This is a genomic window from Kosakonia beeri (assembly GCF_054165705.1).
In genome coordinates this window covers 1,806,594-1,822,355 of record NZ_CM135106.1, presented here as the reverse complement: position 1 = coordinate 1,822,355, position 15,762 = coordinate 1,806,594, and the positions used below count along the sequence as shown (strand labels likewise).

Genomic DNA, 15,762 nt, shown 5'->3' with positions numbered 1-15,762 from the left:
GGTGTTTCTCATTATGTTGCGTGCTGTTTATAACAGCACCAGAAGAAAAATCAGTTCGCCCAGCTCAATCGCCGCCCCTAACGTGTCGCCGGTCTGCCCACCGAGCGTTCGTTTGAGCAGCAGCCCAAGCAAAAACAGCGCCGCCAGCGTCACCAGCAGTGCCACAACGCCTTTACCGCCGAGTAGCCCGGCCACAATCAACGCGGTGAGGATCAAGGTGATCAGGGTGTCTTTGCCCGAAACCTTCCCAATAAACAGGTTTCCCAGCCCCTCTTCACGGGCATAACGATGGCCGAACATCAGTAACACCGAGCCGCCGCGCCCCACGGCACAGGCTGCGGCGAGCGAGGCGATCATGGCGCTATCACGCAATTGCAGTTCACTGAGCACAAGGATTTTCGCCACCAGCACAAAGACCAGCGCCAGACCGCCATGTGTGCCGAGACGACTGTCACGCATGATTTCCAGCATCTTTTCCCGCCGCCTGGCGGAAAAAACGCCATCGCAGGTATCGGCCAGACCATCCAGGTGGAAACCGCCCGTTAATAACGCCAGCGTCAGCACCGCAAACAAAGCTGCCAGCGGCGCGCCACACCAGGGTTGCAACACCACCAGTACCCCGCCACTTAACGCACCGAGTAGCACGCCCACCAGCGGAAAGGTCACAATGCCGCGCACATAATCCGCCACATCCAGCCCCTGAACACAACGGCCGGGTACCGGTAAACGGCTGATAAACGACAGCGTGGCGAAGAACAATTTGATCATTTGATTTTGACTCCAATACCCGACACCACCAGCCACACGTCATCTGCCGCCTGTGCCAGCCGTTGATTGACGCGCCCGGCAATGTCCCGGAAGTGCCGCGCCAGGCGGTTTTCCGGCACAATGCCCATTCCGACTTCATTGGTTACCAGCACCACGGGCGACGGGCAGGCCGCACAGGCGGCAAGCAATGCGTCGATCTCTTGCTGCACGCGGGCTTCCAGCGCAACGTAATCCCAGTTCCCGACCTCTTCACCTTCGCCAAAGGCAAACAGCAGATTGGTCACCAGAGTGGTGATGCACTCCAGCAGCACGGCTTCATCGGGGTTATTTCGCGGGGTAATAATCTCTGCCAGCTGTTGCCAGCGCTCCTCGGTGCGCCAGTGGGTCGGGCGGTCTTCCCGGTGATGCTGGATACGCGCCGCCATTTCCGCATCGAAAATTTGCGAAGTAGCGATGTACAACACGCTGGTGGCATGGGCAACCAGCGACTCCGAATGGCGACTTTTGCCGCTGCGCGCACCGCCGGTAACAAGGGTTAACATGCTGGCTCCTGATGCTGCTGCATAATCTGGTAAATGCGTTCAATATCGACATGCTTGCGCATGGCGCTGGCGAGAATATCAAACTGCTGCGCTTTGTAGTGCGCATAATTCAGCGCTACGTCCAGCGGTGGCAGTCCTTTACGCTGGCGCAGGCCGTTCAGCAATGCGCGGGTAAACGCATCGTTGTCGAACAGACCGTGCACGTAAGTCCCCCACACCTGCCCGTCGGCACTCACCGCGCCATCCGCCACATGGTGGCCATTTTTGTGCAGCCACAATGCGGGCTGGCAGTCGCTGTGCAGGGTAGTTTCGCCCATGTGAATTTCGTAGCCGCGCAGCGCCAGTCCGTTGCAACAAGCCAGCCAGCCGGGCAACGAGGCATGCATGCAAGCCTCTACGCGGATCGTGGTTTTGTCACGGGCAAACCGGGTGACCGTCTCCAGTAATCCCAGCCCTGGTTGGGTACCCAGCGTGGACTCCACCTCATCGATGATGGTTTCGCCGAGCATTTGGTAACCACCACACACGCCGATCACCGGCACACCGGCGCGGTGGGCATCAAGCACCGCTTTTGCCAGCCCGCTTTCCCGTAACCAGTTGAGATCGCCCAGCGTATTTTTACTGCCTGGCAGAATAATCAGGTCGGCGGTGCACAGCGCCTCGGCGGTGCGGGCATAATGCACGCGAACATCCGGCTGGGCCGCGAGCGCATTAAAATCGGTAAAATTAGCGATATGCGGCAGTTGAACAACCGCGATATCCAGTGCCCGCTCGTGGCTAAGCAGGTATTTGCCGCGTTGTAATGCCACGCCGTCCTCATCTTCGAGGTCGACATCCAGCCACGGCATCACGCCAATGACCGGGACGCCCGTCAACGCTTCGATCTGCTGAATGCCGGGGGTTAACAGCGCCTCATCGCCGCGAAATTTATTGATGATGACCCCTTTCACGCGCCAGCGCTCATGCTCCTGCAACAACGCCAGCGTACCGTAAATCGCGGCAAAAACGCCGCCCCGGTCGATATCTGCCACCAGGATCACCGGGCACCCTGCCATTTCTGCCATGCCCATATTAACGATATCGCGATCGCGCAGGTTAATCTCCGCCGGGCTGCCAGCCCCTTCCAGTACCAGCACGTCATACTCGCTTGCAAGGCTTTGGTACACCCCAATAATTTGCTCGCGCAAGCGGGGTTTATAGGCGTGATAGCTTACGGCGTCCATATTGGTGGCGACTTTACCCATTAGCACCACCTGCGCTTTCCTGTCGCTGGTCGGTTTCAGTAACACCGGGTTCATGCGCACATCCGGTTCAATACCTGCCGCTTCAGCCTGGAAAATTTGTGCACGCCCCATCTCCTGGCCCTCCGGTGTTATGCCGGAATTCAGCGCCATGTTCTGCGATTTAAACGGCGCGGTCTTTCGCCCATCCTGATAAAAAATACGGCACAACCCCGCGACCAGCACGCTCTTGCCCACATCCGACGCGGTGCCTTGCAGCATAATTGCCTGCGTCATGACGCCTCCTTAACCGGCATTGCCCGCATCCGGGCAAAAAATTCATCTTCGCTTTTGCACAGCGGCATTCCCAGCTCGCTGTGCAGTTTCACCAGCCAGGGCTGTGTCAGACCGGCCGCTTCAATCAACGCCCGGCGGGCAAATACGTCGCCCGGCGTCCCCTGCGCCAGCGATTCTCCGCGACGCAGCACATACACTGCATCGCAGATTTCATAAATCAAATCAATGTCATGGCTGGAAATCACCACATGATTGCCCTGCGCCACAATACGCCGAATGATGTTTATCATCTGGGTTCGCCCGGCAGGATCCAGCCCGGCGGTCGGCTCATCCAGCAGCAAATAGTGCGCCTGTAATACCAGCGCACCAGCGATAGCGACACGTTTTTTCTGCCCATGGCTCAGGCACTGAATCGGCTGTTGGCGGAAAGAGTGCGCATCGACCAGCGTCAGCGCATCGTCAACGCGGTGGGCAATATCCTCTTCCGGTACGCCAATGTTACGCAGGCTAAAGGCTATGTCACTGTCGATATCGGTATAAAAAATTTGCTGATCGGGATCCTGAAATACCGTTGCCACTTGCTGGCGCAACGCCAGCAAGCCACGCTTGCTGTAGTCCAGCGGTTTACCCTGCCACAACACTGCCCCTTGTTGCGGGCGCAAAATGCCGCTCAGGTTCATAAACAGCGTCGATTTGCCGCAGCCATTGGCTCCCACCAGGCCGGTGACCGGCTGGCGGGAAAAGTCGAGGGTCAACCCTTTCAGCGTCGGTTCATCCTGGTAACTGAACCACAGGTTATCGGTGACCAGCATGCCATATCCTTACAGGTGAAAATCACCCTGATAAAGTTTGATATCCAGCGTGATCGCCATCGCTTTATAACGCAACAGCACGCGGGTAAATAACAGACCAACCAGCATCGCCAGCGAACGGTAACCCTGCGGCAGGGTTCGGTAGCCAAAACGCAGCGTCTGCGCCCGGTGGATCGCCGCCGCTTCGTCCAGCAGAATAAAGATAAAACGCCAGGTCAGCAGGATTTGCTCGGTCAACAGACGCGGCACACGCCCACGTTTCAGTAGCAGGATCAATTGCGGGAAAGGTAAATTCAGCACCAGCCAGAACGTGGCTGCCAGCGCAGCCAGACTGCGCCACAGCGTGCCGTTCGCCGCCGCCAGCCCTTCCGGCGTCACCCCCAGCCACACACTGCCCATCTGCACGCCGAATATCACCTGTTGCGGTTCGGGGGTAATGCTGAACAGGATGGTCACCACACCCACCAGCAAAAAACCAATCGGGATCGCCATCCAGCGTAGCCAGCGCCGCAGCGAGATGCGCAGCAGCCAGCAGGTGAAAGCCGCCAGTAGCGCCAGCAACATAGCCTGCCCAAACGGCGGCAGGGTCAATGCCAGTGCCATTATTACCAGCCAGAACAGTAACTTACGCTCGGGTGCCACCGCATACCAGCGGCTCTGGTAACTAAGCCGATCAAGCGCGGTCGCGATCACGCTGCCTGCCTTTCATATAGCCAAGGATGTAGAAAATCACCGCTGCACCAATCGAACCCTGCAGGGTGAACAACAGGCTTTCGATCTCACCGCTGGCGGGTTCGTACAGGGGCTGGAACCACGGTTGATAATGCGGAGCAAGGGCCAGGATCTGGCTTTCTGCCTCACCGTCAGCGCCGCCATATTCACCGCCGTGATTAATAAAAAAGGGCAATACCATCAGCGCCACCACCATTGCCAGTAACATCACTGTTTTTTTCACCTTAATGCCCCCGCACGCTCAGCAGCTGACGTTTCGTAAGCTGCTCGTAAATCATCACCGTCAGTAATCCTTCAGCGAGAGCAATCGGGATTTGCGTCAGGCAGAAGATACCCATAAATTTGACGATCGATCCGCTGGCGCCCTGTTGCGGGTCCGGAAAGGCCACCCCAAGCTGTACTGACGTAACAAAGTAAGTCACCAGATCCGCCAGCATGGCGCAAAGGAACACCGCCACATCGCGGCGAACCCTCGCGCGGCAGGCCAGTTTCCACACCAGGTAACCCATCACCGGGCCAATTACCGCCATCGACATACCGTTTGCGCCAAGCGTTGTCAGGCCACCGTGCGCCAGCAACAGCGCCTGGAACAGCAGCACAATCGCGCCCAACACCGCCACGACGCCGGGGCCAAACATAATCACCGCCAGGCCAACGCCAGTAGGGTGCGAACAACTGCCCGTTACCGAGGGGATTTTTAACGCCGACAGGACAAAAATAAACGCACCACACAGCGCCAGCAGCACTTTCTGGTTGTTATCTTCCGCCACAATGCGGCGCAGACACACCAGCCCGTACCACAGGCACGGCAGAAACAGCATCCACCATGCCAGCGCCCACAAGGGCGGCAAAAACCCCTCCATGATGTGCATGGCAAACGCTTCTTGCGGCACCACCATCAGCAGCAACGCTGCCGCCAGGCCGCTGAATGACAGCCGTTTCAGACCTTGCGCGATCATCCCTTCACTCCTTTATTCACCAGGATAGTGGAAAAATAGGGTAGCGGCTGGTCGTCGCTGACCTCACCGAGCTGCCGCCAGCATTGTTCCCCCGGCAGTGTCGCTTCGGCCATCATCAGCGCGCAGTCGAGCAAACCGGCTTCCATCAGCAATGCTTTGATGCGTCCAAAGCGGCCATACACTTTCATCAACACCAGGCTGTCGTGATGGTGCAACGCCTGGCGAATGTCCGTCTCGGGAGCGGTACAGGAGATAACGCCCAGCGACTGTTGCTCCATCGCCAGCGGCATCTGTGTGCGGGCCGCAATGGCGGCAAACGACGTCACCCCCGGAACAATTTCCAGTAATTCAAGGTGCGGCAGACGTTGCAGCAAAAACACCCAGGTGCTGAACAACATGGCATCGCCAAGGGTGATAAAACCGACCTGCTTTCCGGCCTGCACGTCTGCGTTCATCGCAGTGGCAACGTCATTCCACACGGCTTCTTTTTCCGCGCTGTCGGCGCTCATGGGGAAGTGGCAACAGCGTACTTCCGTCTGTTCACCCAGGTATTCACGCACAATTGACAACGCCTGGCTGTCGCCGCCTTTGCGCCCGGCGGGGGCGTAGAGCACATCGAGCTGCCCAAGAAGGCGTGCGCCGCGCACGGTGATCAGATCGGCTGCGCCTGGCCCGGTGCTCAAGGCGTAAAGCTTACCGCTCATGCTGCGGCCTCCATTTTCTGTGCCAGCGCTTGTTGCAGATGATCAACAAACATCGCCCGTACGTCGGCATTTTCCCCCAGTCCTTGCAGCCATGGCGTGGCGGCGATGCCAACCCGTTCAAATTGCGTTTTCCAAGAATCGTCATCCTCCGATGCCATGTCGTTAATCGCGTGATCGCCCGCAACCAGCATCAACGGCATTAAATGCACGGCCTTAACGTCCTGATGGCGCAGCTCGTCAATCAGTTGATCGATTTCCGGGTAGCTTTCCACCGCGCCAACCCGCGCGGGGAAGCGGTGCGCTGCCATCATATGGTCAAGGCAGGCGTAGGCAGAAAAGGCGTGATGGCTGGCGCCATGCCCCATAAATACCACGCGCTCATCGTGGCCAATCATCGGCATCTGGCGTGAAAGCGCCTGCATCAGATGCAGGTAATCGTCATGGCTGCTGAGCAGCGGTGCGCCAATCACCAGCCGCTGAAACAGCGGGCGCAGCGCCTGAACTTCACGGACGATTTTTTCATATTCATCACCGTTGATAATGTGCAGCGACTGGATCGCCACATCCTGATAACCGGCATCCGCCAGCTTTTGCAGCGCCTCCAGTGGCGTGTCGATATGCACATTGTCGCGCTGCTTCAGTTTGCGAATGATCATGCCGGAGGTAAACGCGCGAAAAAGCGTGCGATCCGGGCAACTGGCCGCCAGTTCACGTTCGCAGGCGACGATGTTTTTCTCACAGGTATCGTGATAACTGGTGCCGAAACTCACTACCAGAAGTGCTTTTTTCATGTTTTCTCCTTCACTGTGCCGCCAGCCAGCGCCGCAAACGCTGCGAAAATGCGTCCTGACTCTCGAGTAACTCCTCCCCCATCACCGCAGGCTGCGGGCGGGCAATTACAATGCACGGGATGCCAGCATCCAGCGCGGGCAAAACCTTTTCCAGATACCCCCCTTCTGCCCCCGAGGCTTTGGTGATCATCACGTCAACCCGGGACTGGCGGTAAAAGGCCGCGTTAAATTCCGCGCTGAACGGGCCGCAGAGCGCGAAGATTTCGCCGACGCCAAACCCCAACGCTGCGCACTGCGCCAGAACATCCGGCACTGGCAACACGCGCGCCAACAGCGTTTTGCCGGGCAGACCAGCCCGCCAGCGCGCCAGATCTTTACTGCCGGTGGTCAACAAAACGCGCTCCCCCAGCTCGCGGGCTTTGTCACACGCGGCTTCCAGGGTGGCGACGTTAAACAGCAGAGGGTGGGCAAAATCCGGCTGTTGTTCCGGTCGCTGATAACGGCTTAACAGCACCTTTGCCTGCGCGCAGGCCAGCGCAATATTGCGGCTCACGACGTCGGCATACGGGTGAGAGGCGTCGATCACCCAGCGTGTGCGGTTTTGTTGCAACCAGGCCACCATGTCGTGCATGTCCAGACGACCGCAACGCACCTGACCACGAATATTTCCGGCAAGTTGCTGCCCGGTCGGTGTCGCCACCGATAAGGTATACGACACCCCGGACGCATCCAGTTGCTGGCAGATATGGCGTGCGTCGCTGGTGCCGCCAATCACCAGTACTTCTCCGGCCATCACAAGGTGTACCCCCTGGGGGTGATCATCAGGCCGTTTTGCACATAGGTCGCGCGGTTGCCGACGATCACCAGGCTGGTCATATCCACCGGGGCAAAATCCATGTCGCCCAGTGTGGTCAGCCATTTCTCTTCTTTTTTACGACCAGCGGATTTCACTACCCCAACCGGGGTACTGGCGCTTTTGCTGGCCGCCAGCAATTCAAATGCCCGCGCAAGGTGGCCTTCGCGACCACGACTACGCGGGTTGTAGAAACAGATAACAAAATCTGCTTCACCGGCAGCAACAATGCGTTTTTCAATCACCGACCAGGGCGTCATCAGATCGCTGAGGCTGATGTGACAAAAGTCGTGCATTAACGGCGCACCCAGCAGCGCAGCGGCGGCAATACTGGCGGTCATGCCCGGCACCAGACGCACCTCCACATCCAGTTGCTGCTTACTGACCAGTTCCAGCACCAGCCCGGCCATGCCGTAAATGCCAGCGTCGCCGCTGCTGATCAACGCCACGTTGTGCCCGGCTTGCGCCAGTTCAATGGCTGCCTGGCAGCGCTCAATCTCTTTGCACATGCCGGTTTTGATCACCTGCTTATCGCCGGTAAACGCCTTCACCAGATGGGTATACGTTTTATAACCGACGACAATCTCCGCCGCCTGCAAGGCTTCCACGGCCTCCATGGTCATCATCGCCTGCGAGCCCGGGCCAATCCCGATTACGGTTAACATCAGTGTGATACTCCCAAAGTAATAGTCACGCCCTGCTCACGCAGGGTTTCGCCCACCCTGTGCCCCTGGCACATGAGCCATGCGGCCGGGCCGGACACGCTGCCGACCCCGGCGGCTTGCCGCACGAAGTCTGAAGCGGGAAAATGGTGCTCATGCTGACGCAGCGCCTCGGCAGTAAAAACCTCGAACGGTACGTGCAACCGCTGCGCCAGCGCGTTTAGCCCGTGCTCATCCTTTTTCAGGGTGATGCTGCCGATGGCACGCAGCGCCAGCGGATCGAAGTGGTGCGCCAGCAACTGCCGTTGTAGCAACGTCAGGAGCAGTTCAAACGGCGTATTACGACGGCAGCCAATGCCGGCAACCACCCGTTTTGGCACCAGTTTGTAAAGTGGCACGCCAGACGCAGGTAATGTCGCCTGGGTGGTAACGCAGACAAGGCCATCCAGTTCGGGTAGCACGCTGAGATCTGCCACAGGTATAAACCCGCGCGTATCGCACCTGTCGAGCTCTTCTTGCAGCGCCTTTTCGCACCACAAGCCAACGCGTTTACCGCTCACCAGCATGTGGTTGACTTCTTTCACCGCCGGGCGTAAATCCGCCATACGCGCATCCAACTGAATGGCCAGCATGTCCAGTGCCGCCATTTCATTGACATCGGTCGCGGTGGTGATCACCGGATCGGCCCCCAGTACCCCGGCCAGGTAACGCGCCAGTGCATTTGCGCCGCCGTAGTGACCGGAGAGCAGGCTAATCACATGCTGGCCCCGCTCATCAATAACGATCACCGCCGGATCGCTAAATTTGTCGTTCACCAGCGGCGCGAGAACGCGCACGGCAATGCCGGTCGCGCCAATGAAAATGATTGCCGAAGCGTGGCGAAATGCCTCGCGCAGGGCGTGAGCAAAGCCGCCGTCAAAAGCAACAAATCCTGGCGAGTGCAGCGCTTCGCTGGTAAAACAGGTCACAGGCAGCGCCGGTTTCAGGCGTTCAGCCAGCGCCTTGCCGCCTGGCGTCAGGCAGAACAGCGCAACAGAGTCAGGCTTTACGGTATTCATGGCTAAAGTCCGCCGCGTAGAGTCGGGAGTAGTGGTACTCCTCACCGAGAAATGCGCCGACGAGGATCAACGCGGTTTTGCGGATCCCGGCCTCGCGAACCTTGTCACCAATATCCGCCAGCGTGCCGCGCACGGTCTGGCTCTCCGGCCAGGTGGCTTTATAGATCACCGCCACCGGTGTGTTCGGCGGGTAACCGCCTTCGATTAAGCGCTCCGCCACGCGATGAATGCGCTGCACGGAGAGGTAGATAGCCATTGAGGTCTGATGGCGGGCAAAGGCTTCCAGTTGTTCGCACGGCGGGACCGGGGTGCGCCCTTCCAGCCGGGTGATAATCAGGCTTTGTGACACTTCCGGGACGGTGTACTCGACCCCCAGTTCTGCTGCTGCGCCCAAAAATGCGCTAACCCCCGGCACCACCTGCCAGTCAATGCCACGGCGGGTTAATACTTCACCCTGTTCGCGAACGGATCCATACAGCGACACATCGCCGGTTTGCAGGCGCACCACCACTTTGCCTTGTTTCACCCCGGCTTCCATCAGGTCAATAATTTGTTCAAGGTGCAGTTCCGCGCTGTCATGGCACTCCGCTCCCGGCGGGCAATAGGTCAGCAGTTCGGTATTGATCAGCGATCCGGCGTAAATCACCACCTGCGCCTGTTGCAGCAGTCGATACCCTTTGAGGGTGATCAACTCCTTGTCGCCCGGCCCGGCACCAACAAACCACACAGTGCTTGCCGACATGTTGTCAGCCATGGCGCTTCTCCTTTTCGCAGGAAATCAAAAAAACGGGATTATGGGGTTTAAAGTAGTGACCGCTGCCAAGCCCGGTCAGCAGCGAAACCTGAATTTGCTGGCAATCCAGCGCGATTACCGGGCAAGAGGCCAGGTGCGCCAGCGCGGTGTTGAGGTTCTCCTGCAAAATAAAAGTCATCACTAATCGACCACCGGGGTGCAACTGCGCCAAAGACCAGTCAATCAGTTGCGTCAGATTGCCGCCGCTGCCGCCCATGAATACGGCGTCTGCGGTCTGATCGACAAACAGTGGCGCAACCCCGGCCACAATGGCGATATTGCGGCAGGCAAAACGCAGACAGTTCTCTTCCAGTAAACCGAGCGCCGCGGGGTTACGTTCAATGGCCGTGACCCGCAGTTGTGGGTGCGTTAGCGCCGCCTCAATCGAGACGCTGCCCGTCCCCGCCCCGATATCAATCAAGTGGTGCGCATGCTGCAGTGCCAGTTTCGACAGCGCCAGCGCACGTACCGCTTCTTTGGTCATCGGCACTTTTTCGCCACGAATAAACAGCTCATCTTTCATTGAGGATCACCACCACATTCATCGCGTATTGCTCCAGGACATCCGCCGGGCGTACCCGGTGGATACGCTCATTGTCCATGCCCAGGTTTTCACCGATCACCAGCCAGCGATCTGCCGCGCCACGCGCAATCAGGGCATCGGCAATGGCTTTCGGGCCACAGTGCGCGTCGGTGACCATCGCCACTTTTCGCTCACGCACAAGCCGCGCAAAATCCACGTCGCGCCCGTGGCTGCTGGTAAGCCAGATGTCGTTCATATCAATCCCCGTGCGTGAGCAGAGATACTGAGCGGCGCTAATGCCAGGAATGATGCGCAGCCGTTGAATGCCAAAATGCGCCACCAGACGGGTGCCAATGCCATACAGCAGCGGGTCGCCAGACGCCAGCACCACCACACGGCGGGCGGCTTGCTGCTCCAGCCAGGTCAGTAAACCGGGGATATCCGCATCCAGCGCACGTTTCTCACCACCGAAAGCGGGAAACTGCGCCAGATGGCGCTTTCCGCCGACCAGCACGTCCGCCTGGGCTACGGCGTCTAAAGCTGCGGGCGTCATTAAGGCAAGGTTGCCTGGCCCCATTCCTGCGACGGTTAACATTGCAGCTCCCTTGCGATAGTTTCCAGCGGGCGGTTGCTGCCCAGCACCGTGTTATCAAAGGAGAACATCACGGCATCGCATTGTGGCGGCTGGCGGGTGAAACGCAGCATCTGCTCTATACGCTGACAAATGCGCGTTGCCAGGCGATCGTAAAGGTGACTGAATCCGGCCGCGTCGATATGCTCCATCGCCGCTTCAGTGGTGTCGCATTCGCTCACGGCCAGCAGTAACGCGTGAGGAGCGCCGAGAAGAGCCAGATGCGCCACCAGGGTTTCCATACGTGCGTCGGCAATATGGCTGTGGGTATGGAAGATCCCGGCGGCAATTTTCACCAGTTTGCCGGGGTGGCCAATCAGGACGACCTGCCTGAACCCGAGCCGTACCGCCTCTTCAATCATGTAGCCAACGAAGTTACTCATTGTCACCACAAGCTCGCCCGACACGCCAAGCTGCTCACGGGCAAAGCGTTCGCCGTGGTTGCCGGGAACCAGAATCACCCGCTCCATGCCGGCTGCGCGTTTCAGTTCCAGCTCCAGCGACAGTGACCGTTTCCAGCTCTCTTCCGACATGGGCGTGACAATGCCGGTCGTGCCGATAATCGAAATGCCACCCAGAATACCAAGCCGCCCGTTGTAGGTTTTCTTTGCCCGCGCTTCCCCTTCCGGGGCGAAAATTTCCACCTCAGCGCCACGTGTCGGGCCAATCACCTCGCGGACAGCGGCTTCAATGGTCTGCCGCGGCGTGCGATTGATCGCCGCTTCGCCTATCGCAAGGCCGATGCCTTTGCGGGTAACTCGCCCTACGCCTTCGCCGCCACGCAGCGTTATGTCCCCGCTGTCGTTTAACGCCACACGGGCAAAAATCAGCATGCCGTGAGTCGCATCCACATCGTCACCGCCATCTTTGCGTATCGCGGCCAGGGCTTGTTGCCCTTCGATATGAGGCGACTCCACGTTGAGATGCAAGGTGACGCCAGAGGGCGTGACAATGGAAACCTGATGGATGATGTGCTGACGCAGCACCATCAGCGCGGCGACTTTCGCGGCCGCCGTGGCGCAGGACCCGGTGGTATAACCTTTGCGAAGTGCTTTTCCGTTATGCCACACCGGAGCATCAAACGCCGGTTCGCTCATTGTGCCTCCCGCAACTGGTAGAGCAGCGCATTGATGATGGCCGCCGCAACGTTGCTGCCCCCTTTGCGCCCACGGGCGGCAATGGCGGGTAAACCGCTTGCAACCAGCGCCTCTTTCGACTCTTCCGCGCCAACAAAACCGACCGGTACGCCCACCACGCCGCTAACTTGCGCCTGGTGTTCGAGCAGACGAAACAGCGCTGTCGGCGCATTACCGAAGACAAAAACTTTTTCGCCCTCTTCACCCAACGCTAAATCGACTGCCGCCATTGAACGTGTGATGCCGTCCGCTTTGGCACGGCGCACCACGCGCGGATCGGAGATATAGCAGCGTACTTCCCCGCCAAAGTGCGCCAGCAGCGTTTTGTTAATGCCGGAGAGCGCCATGGTGGTATCGGTATAGAGCGTGCAGCCGCGGGTAATGGCGCTGCACAGGCCTTCCAGCGCGTCGGCGGAAAACCACAGGATGTCCAGCCAGTCAAAATCGGCAGTGGTGTGGATCACCCGTTTGATCACGGCTTCATGCAGTGGGCTGGCAAAGCGGTATTCCGGGCGGGTTTGGGTAATGATGTCGCCAATGATGACAAAACTCCTGGCTTCAATAGCCTGCGGTTGCTGCAAGTAATCCATCTGTTTTATCCTCAGGCTCCCGCCAACGCATAACGCACCAGCACAAACAGCGCCAATGCCAGCGTGGAGGCGACCCACATCAATCGAATTGTTCGCGGAATGTCGTCTGCGTCAATGGCGCGGCGTTCATCTCCGATCCAGGGTTTTTCGACGCGCTCGCCGAAGTAGTTATTCGGCCCGCCAAGGCGCACACCCAGCGCACCGGCAACGGTGCCTTCCGGCCAGGCGCAGTTCGGGCTGCTGTGGTTGCGTCGGTCGCGAAAGCCAATGCGTAATGCCTCACGGGCATGATTGCCGCAGAGCAGGGCCGCAATGCTCAGCAGTACCCAGCTCAAACGGGCAGGAAGGATGTTCGCGGCATCGTCCAGCCGCGCGCTGACCATCCCGATGGCGCGGTATTTTTCATGCTTGTAACCGACCATCGAATCCAGTGTATTCACGGCTTTGTAGGCCATCGCCAGCGGTGCGCCGCCCACCAGCAAAAAGAACAGGGGCGCAATCACCCCATCGACGGTGTTTTCTGCCACCGTCTCGACAACCGCCCGGGTGATTTGCGGCGGTTGCAGTTGCGAGGTATCGCGCCCGACAATCCACGACAGCTGTTTACGGCTGTCGCTGAGTGAACCATAACGCAGTGCGCGTTCGACGTTGCGCGCCATATCTGCCAGGCAACGTGCCGCCAGCGTGGTGTAGATCATCCATACTTCCACGCACCAGCCGAACCACGGGTGAACAGCGGCCGCCAGCGATAAAATGCCCCACGCAACGCCCCAGCTCGCCCCGACAACCACCAGCCACATCACCCCGCCCCCGACGCGTAACGCCGTATCGCTGTGGCAGCAACGGCGCACCGCCCGCTGACTCAGGGTGATCAACGCGCCTATCCAGCGCACCGGGTGCGGCCAGTGCTGCGGGTCGCCAAGCAGACGATCCAGTAAAAAAGCTGCACACCATGCCAGCAGCGTCATTGGCTGTGCCTCGCGGCGGCGAACCAGTGGTTGAGCATTTGCGGGCGTTGCGCAAAATGAAGATGCAAATAACTGGCAAAGGTATTACCCACCTGCCAGCCGCCCTGCCAGCGTGACAGCACTTCGCCATCACGGGTTTTGTGGCAATCCAGCACACATTCACGCTGCGCGGTGAAATCAGAGTAGTGAAACTCATGGCCGCGCAGCGTTTCTCCTGCGGCGGCAAGCAGTGTCTGGCGGGTGGCGCGTGCTTCACAGTAGCCAAACCGGGTCAGGCGCCTGCCCATCTCACTGTGGCCTGGAATGACGTTTGCCATCGGCCAGCACACGCCGTCTGCATCGCGGAGCGAAGAACCGAGGTACATCAGCCCGCCACATTCGGCATAAATGGCCACGCCACGCCGGTGCGCGTCCCGAATGGCCTCCAGCATGGCTCTGTTTTCCGAAAGGGTGTGGGCATGCAGTTCCGGATAGCCGCCACCCAGCCATAGCATCTGGCACTCCGGCAACGCGTTGTCATGCAGGGGGCTAAAACGCACAATGCGCACGCCCGCACGCGCCAGCAGTTGCAGATTATCGGGGTAGTAAAAATTGAACGCTTCATCGTCAGCGAGCGCCAACGTCAGCCCGGCCCCCGCCAGTGATGGCAGCGCGGGCGATGTGCCCTGCGGTAAGGTGTCAATCTTACTCAGGGCGAGCAGTTGATGGATATCAACCGTCTGTTGCAGGCGCAGAGCAAAGTCGCGCCATGCCGGGGTATCAATCACCGATTCCCGTGCGGTCACCAGCCCGAGCTGGCGCTCCGGTAGCGCCACGCCCGCCACCGTCGGCACATAACCCAGCACCGGCAACCCGCAATAACGTTCAATGGCGTGTTTCAGTAATTGATAATGGCTGTCGCTGTTCACACGGTTGATGATCACCCCGGCAATGGGTAACTGCGGATCGAAATGCTGAAAGCCCATGACCGTGGCAGCAATGGAGGTGGAGACAGCTTTGCCGTCCACCAACAAGATCACCGGTACGCCAAGTTGTTTCGCCAGAGCCGCGCTGCTGCAGTAGTGGGGATCGGTGCCATACCCGTCATACAGCCCCATCACGCCTTCGATCACCGCTACGTCGGCAGCGAGCAGATGTTCAGTAAAAAGGGCATTGAGGGTGGGTGCAGGCAGCATAAAACTGTCGAGATTACGCGAGAAAACTCCCGTAACGGCGGTATGCCAGGCGGTGTCGAGGTAGTCCGGGCCGACTTTGAAAGGTTGTACGCGCAGGCCAGACTGCTGTAACGCCTTCAGCAGCCCAAGGGTGACGGTGGTTTTACCACAGCCGCTACCGGTTCCGGCAAGAATAAAAGCGCTGCGCCTGTCTGACATTCCTGAAACCCCGTTACCGGCGGAAAGATGAAGTCAGGACGCGCGTCAGTCCAGTCTTTCGACTGTACGCCTCTGAGCAACACGCTTCCCACCGAAGTTGTTGATAAATATCTGATCAGGTCGGTCTTCTGGCTTAGCGTCATCCTCACCCGCCCTTCCCGATCGTGCGATCAGTGGCCATACGGGGTTGTCAGCATCACAGCAGCGGGGGCTGCGGGGGAATTTCACCCCCTTCCCTGCCGCATTATATTGCGGCGTAACCTGATAGAATAATAATCACGGCAAAGAACTATCACCCTGATTTTTCCCTGATGCACTTTATCGCATCAGGGAAATAAAAACGGATTCAG

Annotated in this window: 19 protein-coding genes and 1 riboswitch; all 19 genes read right to left on the bottom strand. The window is 58.8% G+C overall.

Features of this window, described 5'->3' with window-relative positions; genetic code table 11:
* Positions 1-27 precede the first annotated feature (27 nt).
* From cobS to ACUY4S_RS08615, 19 genes are read right to left on the bottom strand one after another with little or no spacing between them, the layout of a single operon-like run.
* Entirely contained in the window at positions 28-768 is a 741-nt protein-coding gene (gene cobS, locus ACUY4S_RS08705) for an adenosylcobinamide-GDP ribazoletransferase (protein ID WP_312687610.1), read from the bottom strand.
* On the bottom strand, positions 765-1,310 hold the full coding sequence (gene cobU, locus ACUY4S_RS08700; RefSeq protein ID WP_458022611.1) for a bifunctional adenosylcobinamide kinase/adenosylcobinamide-phosphate guanylyltransferase: 546 nt from the start codon (positions 1,308-1,310) through the stop codon (positions 765-767). Before cobU ends, cobS begins: the two co-directional genes overlap by 4 nt.
* Positions 1,304-2,827: a cobyric acid synthase gene (locus ACUY4S_RS08695; protein ID WP_458022612.1), complete on the bottom strand. Its 1,524-nt coding sequence runs from the start codon at positions 2,825-2,827 to the stop codon at positions 1,304-1,306. The genes cobU and ACUY4S_RS08695 overlap by 7 nt, the downstream gene beginning before the upstream one ends.
* Positions 2,824-3,639 carry an energy-coupling factor ABC transporter ATP-binding protein gene (locus tag ACUY4S_RS08690; protein WP_312687616.1) on the bottom strand — a complete coding sequence of 272 codons (816 nt, stop codon included), beginning with the start codon at positions 3,637-3,639 and terminating at the stop codon, positions 2,824-2,826. Before ACUY4S_RS08690 ends, ACUY4S_RS08695 begins: the two co-directional genes overlap by 4 nt.
* A gap of 9 nt (positions 3,640-3,648) precedes the next feature.
* Positions 3,649-4,329 carry an energy-coupling factor ABC transporter transmembrane protein gene (locus ACUY4S_RS08685; RefSeq protein WP_458022650.1) on the bottom strand — a complete coding sequence of 227 codons (681 nt, stop codon included), beginning with the start codon at positions 4,327-4,329 and terminating at the stop codon, positions 3,649-3,651.
* Entirely contained in the window at positions 4,313-4,594 is a 282-nt protein-coding gene (locus ACUY4S_RS08680; RefSeq protein ID WP_312687619.1) for an energy-coupling factor ABC transporter substrate-binding protein, read from the bottom strand. The genes ACUY4S_RS08685 and ACUY4S_RS08680 overlap by 17 nt, the downstream gene beginning before the upstream one ends.
* A 1-nt stretch (position 4,595) precedes the next feature.
* Complete coding sequence (cbiM, locus tag ACUY4S_RS08675) at positions 4,596-5,330, bottom strand: cobalt ECF transporter S component CbiM (RefSeq protein ID WP_458022613.1); 735 nt, start codon at positions 5,328-5,330, stop codon at positions 4,596-4,598.
* On the bottom strand, positions 5,327-6,034 hold the full coding sequence (locus tag ACUY4S_RS08670) for a cobalt-factor II C(20)-methyltransferase (RefSeq protein WP_458022614.1): 708 nt from the start codon (positions 6,032-6,034) through the stop codon (positions 5,327-5,329). The genes cbiM and ACUY4S_RS08670 overlap by 4 nt, the downstream gene beginning before the upstream one ends.
* Positions 6,031-6,825 (bottom strand): sirohydrochlorin cobaltochelatase, encoded by a 795-nt coding sequence (gene cbiK / locus ACUY4S_RS08665; RefSeq protein WP_312687626.1) that lies wholly within the window; start codon positions 6,823-6,825, stop codon positions 6,031-6,033. Before cbiK ends, ACUY4S_RS08670 begins: the two co-directional genes overlap by 4 nt.
* Before the next feature lie 10 nt (positions 6,826-6,835).
* Positions 6,836-7,618, bottom strand: a complete 783-nt coding sequence (locus ACUY4S_RS08660) for a cobalt-precorrin-6A reductase (RefSeq protein ID WP_458022615.1) — start codon at positions 7,616-7,618, stop codon at positions 6,836-6,838.
* Complete coding sequence (locus ACUY4S_RS08655) at positions 7,618-8,343, bottom strand: precorrin-3B C(17)-methyltransferase (RefSeq protein WP_312687630.1); 726 nt, start codon at positions 8,341-8,343, stop codon at positions 7,618-7,620. The genes ACUY4S_RS08660 and ACUY4S_RS08655 overlap by 1 nt, the downstream gene beginning before the upstream one ends.
* Positions 8,343-9,398, bottom strand: a complete 1,056-nt coding sequence (gene cbiG / locus ACUY4S_RS08650; RefSeq protein ID WP_458022616.1) for a cobalt-precorrin 5A hydrolase — start codon at positions 9,396-9,398, stop codon at positions 8,343-8,345. The genes ACUY4S_RS08655 and cbiG overlap by 1 nt, the downstream gene beginning before the upstream one ends.
* On the bottom strand, positions 9,379-10,152 hold the full coding sequence (locus ACUY4S_RS08645) for a cobalt-precorrin-4 methyltransferase (protein WP_458022617.1): 774 nt from the start codon (positions 10,150-10,152) through the stop codon (positions 9,379-9,381). Before ACUY4S_RS08645 ends, cbiG begins: the two co-directional genes overlap by 20 nt.
* A complete protein-coding gene (locus tag ACUY4S_RS08640) occupies positions 10,145-10,714 on the bottom strand; it encodes a decarboxylating cobalt-precorrin-6B (C(15))-methyltransferase (protein ID WP_312687635.1) in 570 nt (189 codons plus the stop codon). Before ACUY4S_RS08640 ends, ACUY4S_RS08645 begins: the two co-directional genes overlap by 8 nt.
* Positions 10,704-11,309, bottom strand: a complete 606-nt coding sequence (cbiE, locus tag ACUY4S_RS08635; RefSeq protein WP_312687637.1) for a precorrin-6y C5,15-methyltransferase (decarboxylating) subunit CbiE — start codon at positions 11,307-11,309, stop codon at positions 10,704-10,706. Before cbiE ends, ACUY4S_RS08640 begins: the two co-directional genes overlap by 11 nt.
* Entirely contained in the window at positions 11,303-12,442 is a 1,140-nt protein-coding gene (cbiD, locus tag ACUY4S_RS08630; RefSeq protein WP_312687638.1) for a cobalt-precorrin-5B (C(1))-methyltransferase CbiD, read from the bottom strand. Before cbiD ends, cbiE begins: the two co-directional genes overlap by 7 nt.
* On the bottom strand, positions 12,439-13,071 hold the full coding sequence (locus ACUY4S_RS08625; RefSeq protein WP_458022618.1) for a cobalt-precorrin-8 methylmutase: 633 nt from the start codon (positions 13,069-13,071) through the stop codon (positions 12,439-12,441). Before ACUY4S_RS08625 ends, cbiD begins: the two co-directional genes overlap by 4 nt.
* 11 nt (positions 13,072-13,082) lie before the next feature.
* A complete protein-coding gene (cbiB, locus tag ACUY4S_RS08620) occupies positions 13,083-14,039 on the bottom strand; it encodes an adenosylcobinamide-phosphate synthase CbiB (protein ID WP_458022619.1) in 957 nt (318 codons plus the stop codon).
* On the bottom strand, positions 14,036-15,412 hold the full coding sequence (locus tag ACUY4S_RS08615; protein WP_458022620.1) for a cobyrinic acid a,c-diamide synthase CobB: 1,377 nt from the start codon (positions 15,410-15,412) through the stop codon (positions 14,036-14,038). The genes cbiB and ACUY4S_RS08615 overlap by 4 nt, the downstream gene beginning before the upstream one ends.
* A gap of 101 nt (positions 15,413-15,513) precedes the next feature.
* Positions 15,514-15,692: riboswitch (cobalamin riboswitch) on the bottom strand.
* Positions 15,693-15,762 lie beyond the last annotated feature (70 nt).